Raw genomic sequence first — 10,172 nt, forward strand, 5'->3', positions numbered from 1 at the left:
ATATCGGTAGGGCGCCCGACTTCTAAGTCATGACCCGGCGGGACTTGTCACCGTTGCAATGACGAACCTAGAACCTAGAACCTAGAACCTAGGAAGCATTCACTATTTCGACGCCGGGTACGCGGTCGGTGAGGATGCGCTCGATTCCGGCTTTGAGGGTCATGGTCGAGAGAGGGCAGCCGCCGCACGCACCGACCATTTGCAGGTTGACCGTTCCGCCTTCGACTCCGAGCAGCACCAAATCCCCACCGTCTGCCTGCAGGGCGGGGCGGATGTACTCGAGGGTTGCCTCGAGAGTGGGCATGTCGATCACGGCCTCGGGGGACGGGGTCGGATCGCCGTGCTGCTGTTCAGTGTCTTCCATCATGTGCTTTCACCTCGGCCGGCACAGTGTAGAAACACCGCCGGACTATCAGGGCAACATCTGCAAAGTGGAGAACACGGAATCCCTCCCCTCAGCCGAGCGCGCCTCCATCATGACCCGATAGATCCCGGCCGGCGCTACTCGATTGCGCATGATTCCATCCCACACCGAGACCACCGTGCCGGCGTCGCGCACTCTCCACTCGGTCGTCCCGACCACTTCGGCTCCCCTGAAGACCACGACGCGCACCTCCGCCGGAGCCGACAACGTACCGGTGAAGGTGACCGCCCGGCCGGCGAACGCAGTCGAAGGCTCAAGCCCTGCAAGAGTCGGAGGCAGGCCGATTCCTTCGGGCGGGTTGGCGGCGATCCGGCGCCCGGCGGTTTCGAACAACCACGACCCGAGCACCTCCTCGGCCACGGGCCGGCCGTCTGCAATCACGGTGAACGGGCCGTCTGCCGAAATCACCAGATCGGCGGACCCCCACGCCAGTCCGACCACTATCTGATCCGGGAGAATCGACGAAACCTGCGGCTCGAGCCCTGTGTAGTAGTGAGAAAGGATCTCGTCGTAGGTGGCACCTGCCTCAGCCATGGCCCTTGCCCCGTACTGACTCATGCCTACCAGGTGGCCCCATCCATTCCCGCGAACAACCCATTCGAGGCCCAGCCATGTGGCGTCCGGCTCGAAGGAGGGAAAGACGATCTCGAAATCAACCGCGAAGGTCGGCGAGAGGATGGTCTGCGGGAAGTTGCGGCCGTCCGGGCGCGGGCCCGGGAAGCGGTCCGGATACAGTCGGGGCGCCCAACGATTGACGGCCGATCGGAACTCCCAGGTCGTGAGTTGTGCTTTCGAGCTGCCCTCGACATCCACCAGCCACGGTCCGTCACCATCTTCGGTCCGGATGACCCTGATGTTCTGGAAGCTTCCTTCGATGAGACCGGCGGCCTTGAGAACCTCCCTCAACTGGAAGACGTCGAATCGGACTTCCCACTCGACGAACGGCGACCGTTCGTCGGGGCTCGGTACCGCCTGGAGATAAGGAATCGAATCTCCTCCGAAGACGTCCTCGACCGAGCGGGTCCGACCACCGGAAGTGCTGCTGTAGAGAGCCTGAGCCGGCACGCCGTTGCTGAGGAGCATCTCGGCTTCCGTCGACCTCACGGCCTCCGCCCATCTCTCTCCTTCCGGGCCTTCCACCTGGCCGACCCCCCCGTAGACCTGGCACTGATCACTGGCGCAGATGTCGAATCCGTAGGTGGAACCGGCGCCGACTCTCCCCCTTCGCAACGTCCAGGCGAGGTAGGTACGTGCTGCAACGGCCTGTGCCTTCAAAGACTCGGAGTGCCAGCTGAACGGAACCTCCTGGATTCCGAGCAAGTAGTCCTCGGGCTCAACGAGTTCGGTCAACACCAAACCATCGCCGGCTCCGCGCACCTCCAGGATGCCCGCGTAGCGCCCGTCCCTCCACTGGAGAACGGTTCCTTCGGATGGCACGATGACCACAGAGTCGTATACGGACGGCGGGTCCTCCTGGGACATGGCCGGAGTCGCCGGCACGAGCAGAGCCGCCGTCAGTACGGCTACAGCGAACTCACGCACTGCGCCGCTCGATGACCGCACCGAGAGAGGCCAATCGGTCGACGAACCCTTCGTATCCACGGTCGATGTGCTGGATGTCGGAGACGATTGTGTCTCCATCGGCCCGCAAGCCGGCCAGCACCAGCGCGGCTCCGGCCCGAATGTCCGGAGCCAGGACGGGGCATCCGGACAAACGCTCGGAACCTCGAATCACCGCGTGCTGCCACTCTGTAGTCACGTCCGCACCCATGCGCATGAGCTCGCCGAGGTAGCGGAAACGGGCGTCGTAGAGGTTCTCGGTCACGACCGAAGTACCGTCGCCGAAAGCGAGCAATGCGACCATCTGTGGTTGCATATCGGTGGCGAAACCGGGAAACGGGAGGGTGGCGAAGTCGATTGGACGCGGCCGGTCGGGCCCCTCGACTTCGAACCAGTCGTCACCCCGTTTGACCGCGCAGCCGGCCTCGGCGAGCTTCTTCAGTTCCATGCGCAGGTGATCGGGGAGGCAGTGCTCGACCCGGACCCGGCCACGGCTTATCGCTCCCGCAATCGCGTAGGTTCCGGCCTCGAGGCGGTCCGGCACAACGGGATGATCCACCGGATGAAGCTCACCCACACCTCTGATGACCATCCGCGAGGTCCCTGCGCCGGAGATCTCCGCTCCCATCGCGCTGAGCTGTGCGACGAGATCCTGGACTTCCGGCTCTCTGGCCGGATTACCGAGCACCGTTTCGCCTCTTGCCAGAACCGCGGCCAGGAGTATGTTCTCGGTGGCTCCGACGGACGGAAACTCGAGGTCGATCTCTGCACCGGTCAATCCGTTGGGGGCTCGGCCGACAACCGTCCCGTGCTCGAGTTCGAACTCTGCTCCGAGAGCACGAAGGCCTGCCAGGTGCATGTCGATCGGCCGTGCCCCGAGGTCATCACCCCCTGGGAATGCCACGCTGGCGGTCCCGTTGCGTGCGAGCAGTGGTCCTAGAACGATGATCGATGCCCGCATCTGGCGAACCAGCTCGAGTGGCGCTTCCGGACGCAGGTCGTCGGGAATCTCAACCACGAGGTCGTGGCCGTCCGGCTTGCACTCCGCGCCTATGTGGTCGAGAACCCTTCCCATCAGCTCGACGTCGAGGATCCCCGGTACGTTCGTCAAACGGTGACTTCCCGGAGCGAGAAGCATCGCGACCATCTGTTTGAGCACCGCGTTCTTCGCTCCGAGCACGGGAACGGAGCCCTCGAGGCGCGTTCCCCCCGTTACGACGATCTGGTCCATACGGGATTGTACGTCCGAACCGCCTCGACGGCACCCACCCGCGGACACGGCCGGGGTGAGGCCCGACTCGGACGGCCCGACCCGTTGAACCGGTCGCAGCCGGGCTACTCTGCAGCCTCCTGTCCGGAAACGCCGGACGGAGCCCGCCCTTCCTGATTATCGAGAACCCATGAAGATCTCCGACGAACGTGCGATCGAGCAGCTCATCCGGGAAATGACTCCGGCCGAGAAGATCGGCCAGATGACCCAGGTCTCCGCTAAGAGCATCTCGCCTGCTGAGACGGCCGACTACTTCATCGGCTCCATCCTCAGTGGCGGCAACGACAACCCGGCTCCGAACACACCTTCGAGGTGGGCAGACATGGTCGGCTCGTTCCTGGAGGCAGCAGCCGGCACCCGGCTCGGCATCCCGCTCGTCTACGGTGTCGACGCCGTCCACGGCCACGGCAACGTAGGCGGCGCCACCGTCTTTCCTCACAACATCGGACTGGGGTCGGCAGGAGACGAGGACCTCGTCCGACGGATCGGCCAGACCACGGCCACCGAGATGCTGGCGACGGGAATCCATTGGACTTTCGCGCCGACGATTGCAGTACCTCAGGACATCCGATGGGGCAGAACCTACGAAGGCTACGGCCGCGACCCGGAGCTGGTGTCCAGACTCGGAGCGGCGCTGGTGGACGGCCTTCAGAATCCCCCGAAGACGGGATTCGGCGTGCTCGCCTGCGCCAAACACTTCGTCGGCGACGGTGCAACCTCATGGGGCACGGTGGTGCGCGGCGAGATGCCCAACTGGTGGGACGATTGGGGTGGGAACTGGCAGATCGACCAGGGAGATGCACGGACCTCCGAGGTCGACCTCCGATCGGCGCATCTCTTGCCCTATGCAGCCGCGGTCGAGGCGGGAGCAATGACCGTCATGGCGTCGTACAGCTCCTGGAACGGTATCAAGCTTCACGCCCACCGCCGCCTGCTCACGGAAGTCTTGAAAGGAGAGCTCGGCTTCTCCGGCTTCGTGGTGTCGGATTGGATGGGCGTCGACCAGGTGGCGACAGATTATGAAGACGCCGTTGTCACCGCGGTCAACGCCGGGGTCGACATGGTGATGGTCCCAATCGACTACCGCCGCTTCATCGACGTCATGATTCGAGCAACATCCACGGGCCGGATTCCCCTGCAACGCCTCGACGAGGCGGTGCGACGGATCCTCCGCACCAAGTCCTTCGCGCAACTCGCCGATCCGGACGAGCAACCCCCTCCCCTGAGCGTCGTGGGCTCAGCGGAGCACCGCTCTCTGGCGGCGGAGGCCGTCCGGCGCAGCGCCGTCCTGCTCAAGAATGACGGCGCGCTACCGCTTCCTGCTTCGGTTCGATCCATCGAAATAGCAGGGCAGGCGGCCGACGACATAGGCCTCCAGTGCGGAGGCTGGACCGTGGGTTGGCAAGGTGGCACGGGTCGCACCACCGCAGGCACCACACTGCTAGACGGACTGCGAGCCACGGCTCCCTTGGACATCGCGTACGACCCGATGGGGTGGTTTCCGGAGAGCGGTCACAGCGATGTCGGTATCGTTTGTATCGCCGAGCCGCCCTACGCCGAAGGGCCGGGAGATTGCGCCGAGCCCACGGCGAGCAACGAGGACCGGGCCGTATTCACGCGAATGCGGGAACGCAGCAAAGTCCTGATTCTCGTGGTCTATTCGGGCCGGCCGCTGGTCATTCCCGATCTCATCGCCCGCGCCGACGCCGTCGTCGCTGCCTGGCTACCCGGAACCGAAGGTGGTGCTCTGGGAGAGTTGCTGGCTGGTGTCCATCCGTTCGCGGCACGAACATCACAGCCGTGGCCGAGTTCATTCGATGCCCTCGCAGAACCAGGCGTTTCCCCGCTATTCGCGCAAGGTCACGGGCTCAGCCTTTCAGGAGCAGCCGCTCACCGAGGATCCGGATCGGGACAATGACATCAGTCGATCGACACAGGGGCCTCAGCGAATGACTCGGTCACCGGCCGGTGCCGCCGAACAGCCGTCGGGCGAAGGTCTCGTCGAAATCGGTGGAGCCGGTTACTACGCCGTTCCGGACGTCGACCAGATTCCGCCTTTTCTGATGAGCGTGGTCAGCGACGGTGACCGCTGGATGTTCATTTCGAGCACCGGAGGCCTGACCGCCGGACGGGTCGATGCCTCCGATGCCTTGTTCCGATACGAGACGGATGATCGTTTGCACGACGCGGCCGGCGTCGTCGGGCCGGTGACTGCGATCCGAGTTGTCGGCGAAGGCGGTAGCCGATTGTGGAGTCCATTCGGCCGGAAGTCGCATCCGGATGTCCGCCGATTCCTCTACAAATCGGTTGTCGGGGATTCGATCATCTTCGAGGAGATCCATCACGGCCTCCAGCTGAGATTCCGTTACCGCTGGGCGAGCAGCGACCGGTTCGGCTTCGTTCGCACGGCCACACTCGTCAACGAAGCCACCCGCTCCATTCGAGTTGAGTTGATGGACGGGTTGCTGAACGTCCTCCCCCACGGGCTCGACCCGAAGTTCTACGCCGGCATGAGCAATCTCACGAACGCCTACAAGCGGAGTGAGCTCATAGACACGGACGGTCGCCTCGCCGTCTTCTCGCTCGAATCACAGGTCGTCGATCGTCCCGAACCGGCGGAGTCGCTCCGCTGCTCTACCGTCTGGTCGATCGGCCTCAACCATGCCTCGGTGACGGTCACCCCCGATGCCCTGGCGGGATTCGAGGCAGATCACCCGAATGAACCCGTCCGATTGCTCACAGGGCGACCCGGTTCGTATCTGCTGCACACGACCATCGAGCTGGACCGGCGGGAGGAGAAGTCGTGGCACATAGTGGCCGACGTCGCCAGGGATCAGATCGACGTCGCCGAACTGCGGCACCTGCTCGACGAGGAGGACGAACTCGAAGCCGGAATCGAGGCTTCGCTGCGAGGGACTGCCAAGGCGCTCGTCGACATCATGGCTCCTGCCGACGCGCAGCAGCGGACCGGCGATCGCGTCGCAACTGCCCACCATTTCTCCAACGTGACGTACAACGTCATGCGCGGGGGGATCCCACTCTCCGGGTACCGGATCGCCGCGGGCGATTTCGCGAAGTTCGCACGGGACCGGAACCGCCTGGTGGCGGATCGTCACCAGGCCTGGATCGAGTCGCTTCCGGACACAATCGAGCGGAACGTCCTGCTGGATCGGATCAGGCGGACGGGCGACGCACACCTCATGCGGCTCGGTCTCGAGTACTTGCCGTTCAGCTTCTCTCGCCGTCACGGTGACCCGAGCAGACCATGGAACGCTTTTTCCATTCGCGTGCGCGATGAAGTAGGCCGGCCGATCATGTACTACGAGGGGAACTGGCGTGACATCTTCCAGAACTGGGAGGCGTTGTGCGCCGTTTTCCCCGGGTACCTTCCCGGCGTGATATCCGTTTTCGTCAACGCGTCGACGCCCGACGGATTCAACCCCTATCGCATCACTCGTGACGGCTTCGACTGGGAGGTCCCGAACCCGGACGATCCGTGGAGCAACATCGGATACTGGGGCGACCATCAGATCGTGTACCTGCTCCGTCTGCTCGATGCCGCCGACAGGTTCCTGCCCGGTGAAGTGAACCGGATGCTCGGAGAGAGGTTGTTCACATACGCCGACGTCCCCTACCGGATCGCTCCGTACGAGGATCTGGTGCGCGACCCGAAGTCGACGATCGGCTACGACGACTCCGCCGCGGCGAGCTCCTCGAGTCACGTCGACCGGGTAGGTAGCGACGGGAAACTACTCCGGGGCAGGGACGGCGAGCCGTATCTCGTGACCCTGGTCGAGAAACTGCTGGTAGCGGCGCTCGCCAAGCTGTCCAACTACGTGCCCGGCGGCGGTATCTGGATGAACACGCAGCGGCCTGAATGGAACGATGCGAACAACGCTCTGGTCGGGTTCGGCCTTTCGATGGTGACGCTCAGCCATCTACGCAGCTACCTCGAGCACATGAGGTCGCTCTTCCGCCGGGCCAACATCGAAGAGGTTGCGATATCCCGCGAGGTAGCCGCCTGGTTCTCGGCGGTCTCCGCGGCTTTCGACGAGGCGCCTGCCGAGACCACCGACCGATCCCGTCAGGCGCTCATGGACGAACTCGGTCGCGCGTTCTCCCGATACCGGCTCAGGATCTACGAATCGGGGTTCTCAGGGGCCACTCCGGTCGCCCTCGAGGCTCTCGTCGGGCTGTGCGATCGCGCGATCGGCCATCTCGACCACACGATCCGGGGGAGTCGCCGCCCAGATGGCCTCTACCACTCGTACAACCTGATCCGCTTCGCCCCGGACGGGTCGGGAGTCTCCGTCGAGCACATGCACGAAATGCTCGAAGGCCAGGTGGCGGTTCTCGAATCGGGAGTCCTGACCTTCGAGGAGCGAGCCGATTTGATCGATGCGCTGTACTCCAGCGCCATGTACAGGGCCGACCAGCGGAGTTTCATGCTCTACCCGGCCGGGGCGCTTCCATCCTTCCTCGACAAGAACGTGGTGCCGGCCGAATCCGTCACGGCCAATCCTCTGCTCGAGGCACTGCTCGAGGCCGGCGACGGTTCGGTGGTGGCCGTCGATGCCGACGGCCGCTTCCGCTTCAACGCCGGCTTCGCCAACCGGGCCGATCTCGAAGAGCGGCTCGATCGCCTCACCGATGATCCGCACTGGAGCAGCCTCGTAGCCGCACAGCGTGAGAACACCCTGGATGCCTATGAGAAGGTCTTCCGCCACCATGCCTACACCGGCCGCTCCGGATCGATGTACGGCTATGAAGGAATCGGATCCATCTATTGGCACATGGTCGCCAAGCTGCTCGTCGCCGTCCAGGCGTCCGCATTCGAGGCGGCAACCGGCGGTGCGCCTGCGGCGACGGTCGAGCGACTGACGGACGCCTATCGGCGGGTCCGGTCGGGACTCGGGTTCAACAAGACCGCCCGGGAGTTCGGTGCCGTCCCCATCGACCCTTACTCGCACACGCCCGCTCATGCCGGGGCACAGCAACCCGGCATGACCGGACTGGTCAAGGAAGAGCTGCTCACTCGCAATGCGGAAGTCGGCGTCCGTGTTGTGAACGGCGAGATCCGGTTCGACCCCTTGTTGCTGAGGACGCATGAGCTGCTGGGACATCCGGAGCAATGGAGCGTGTACGACCTTGCTCTCGAGCCATCGGTCGTGGATCTCCATGAGGGTTCTCTGGGCGTGACGATCTGTGGGGTTCCCGTCGTCGTGTCGGTGACACGAGCAGACCCACACGTCGAGGTGGTCTTTGCCGATGGGAGGACGGAACGGCAATCCGACCTGGGCGTGAACGGGGAGAACAGTGCCAAGGTCTTCAACCGCTCAGGCGAGATCACGCGAATCCACGCATTTCTGCCCGGCGGGCAAGCCCAACCCGGAACTCACGGCGACCCGGCCTCCCCTGCGGGATCCCGCGGGCGGTAGCCCGACCCGAACGGCCGGCGGATCGTACGTCCGGGTCCGCTCGCCGACGTGACTACGCTGTCATCGGCCTCGAGAAGGATTGAGTGTGCGGGTAGGAATCGGCGCGGATCATGCGGGCTACGGGCTGAAAGAGACCCTGGCGCGCACCCTTGCAGAAAAGGGCGTGGCAGTTACGGACTTCGGTACTCACTCCGAGGATCCCGTGGACTATCCCGACTACGCGGCGGCGGTCGGGCGGGCCGTGCGTGATGGCCGCATCGAACGGGGAATCGTCGTGTGCGGCTCCGGGGCGGGAGCGGCCATCGCCGCCAACAAAGTCCGCGGGGTTCGTGCAGCCCAGGGGACCGACACCTACACGGCACACCAATGTGTGGAGCACGACGACGTCAACGTGCTGTGCCTGGGCAGCCGGGTCACCGGCATCGCGCTGGCCCTCGAAATAGTCGATGCCTTTCTGGGCGCCGCGTTCACCAGGGAAGAACGTCACGTCCGCCGCCTGAACAAGGTGTTGACTCTGGAAGACGAGGAATCCGGAACACCCCGTAACTGAACGGCCTGCCGGTCAGAGCGTGCCGAGGATGGCCGAGATCTCCATCTTGGCTCCGGCCCTCTCGATCTCCAGTTGGACCGGGTCCCCTCCTCCCAGGCGTCGCAGAGCGGCGATCAACTCCTCCATTGTGTCTACGCCGATCCCTTGCACCGCGGTGATGACGTCGCCGGTTCGCAGTCCTGCCGAATCGGCGGCCGATCCGGGCTCGATCGCCTCGACCACAACGCCGGTCGGCCGCCACCCACCGTCCGACATCTCAATGAAATCGGTCGATCCGTTGATGCCCAGCAAGCCGTTTGCAGCCGCGCCTTCGGCGAGAATGTCGGCGACGACTCTCTCAACGATCTCGATGGGCGTCGCGAAACCGATCCCCTCGATACCTACCGCGCTGACGCCGACGGCCGTGGTGATGCCTATCAGGCGCCCGTCCTCATCGACCAGCGCCCCGCCGCTCGATCCCTGCGTTATCGGGGCGTCGGTCTGGAGCATTCCGTAGAGGATCGAAGTTGAGCTCGTCCGCACTTCCCGCCCGAAGGCCGACAGCACTCCGACGGTCAACGAAGGACCACCGTTGAGGCCCAGGGGGCTGCCGACCGCGATCGCAGTGTCGCCGACGTTCATTCCGTCGGTGGATCCGAAGTCGACGGCGGTGAGGTCGCCGGCGTCGATATCCAGCACTGCGAGATCCGTGACGGGATCCGTTCCCACCAGGGTCGCTTCGTAGATCCGTCCGTCGGACAGAACGACGCGCAGCGAGTCGGCATCACCGGCGACATGGTCGTTGGTGACGATGTGGCCCGACTCGTCGATGATCACTCCCGATCCGGACCCCTGGGTGATGACGCCCCCGGCCGTCTGGGCACCGATCTGCACCGTGACGACCGCCGGAACGACCGCTTCACCGACCGCGGCGGGCGAGAGAGTGTCTCC

The 10,172-nt window shown here is 64.5% G+C and carries 7 protein-coding genes; 3 read left to right on the top strand and 4 right to left on the bottom strand.

The annotated features are described in order from the left end of the window. Positions 1-88: 88 nt before the first annotated feature. The 3 genes from VLT15_05695 to murA are packed head-to-tail and all read right to left on the bottom strand — an operon-like array spanning position 89 to position 3,215. Positions 89-367 (bottom strand): NifU family protein, encoded by a 279-nt coding sequence (locus VLT15_05695; protein ID HSR44711.1) that lies wholly within the window; start codon positions 365-367, stop codon positions 89-91. 45 nt (positions 368-412) lie between these two features. After that, complete coding sequence (locus VLT15_05700; GenBank protein HSR44712.1) at positions 413-1,966, bottom strand: SpoIID/LytB domain-containing protein; 1,554 nt, start codon at positions 1,964-1,966, stop codon at positions 413-415. Then, positions 1,959-3,215, bottom strand: a complete 1,257-nt coding sequence (gene murA / locus VLT15_05705) for a UDP-N-acetylglucosamine 1-carboxyvinyltransferase (protein ID HSR44713.1) — start codon at positions 3,213-3,215, stop codon at positions 1,959-1,961. The genes VLT15_05700 and murA overlap by 8 nt, the downstream gene beginning before the upstream one ends. Before the next feature lie 169 nt (positions 3,216-3,384). On the opposite strand from murA, the gene VLT15_05710 reads away from it, so the two are divergent. From VLT15_05710 to rpiB, 3 genes are all read left to right on the top strand, one after another. Beyond that, entirely contained in the window at positions 3,385-5,172 is a 1,788-nt protein-coding gene (locus tag VLT15_05710) for a glycoside hydrolase family 3 protein (protein HSR44714.1), read from the top strand. After that, on the top strand, positions 5,072-8,692 hold the full coding sequence (locus VLT15_05715) for a hypothetical protein (GenBank protein ID HSR44715.1): 3,621 nt from the start codon (positions 5,072-5,074) through the stop codon (positions 8,690-8,692). The genes VLT15_05710 and VLT15_05715 overlap by 101 nt, the downstream gene beginning before the upstream one ends. A gap of 85 nt (positions 8,693-8,777) precedes the next feature. Beyond that, positions 8,778-9,242, top strand: a complete 465-nt coding sequence (gene rpiB, locus VLT15_05720; GenBank protein ID HSR44716.1) for a ribose 5-phosphate isomerase B — start codon at positions 8,778-8,780, stop codon at positions 9,240-9,242. A 12-nt stretch (positions 9,243-9,254) separates the two neighbouring features. Here the strand turns inward: rpiB and VLT15_05725 are convergent. Continuing rightward, positions 9,255-10,172, bottom strand: a 918-nt coding sequence (locus VLT15_05725) for a trypsin-like peptidase domain-containing protein (GenBank protein ID HSR44717.1), incomplete at its 5' end; no start/stop codon positions are given.

This window comes from Acidimicrobiia bacterium (assembly GCA_035471805.1).
Classification (GTDB): domain Bacteria; phylum Actinomycetota; class Acidimicrobiia; order Spongiisociales; family JAHEDJ01; genus JAHEDJ01.

What these genes read in the sequence shown, in the direction of transcription:
- murA (HSR44713.1), bottom strand. Translation starts at nt 3,215, where the DNA reads ATGGACCAGATCGTCGTAACGGGGGGAACGCGCCTCGAGGGCTCCGTT.
- VLT15_05695 (HSR44711.1), bottom strand. Translation starts at nt 367, where the DNA reads ATGATGGAAGACACTGAACAGCAGCACGGCGATCCGACCCCGTCCCCC.
- VLT15_05710 (HSR44714.1), top strand. Translation starts at nt 3,385, where the DNA reads ATGAAGATCTCCGACGAACGTGCGATCGAGCAGCTCATCCGGGAAATG.
- VLT15_05715 (HSR44715.1), top strand. Translation starts at nt 5,072, where the DNA reads ATGCCCTCGCAGAACCAGGCGTTTCCCCGCTATTCGCGCAAGGTCACG.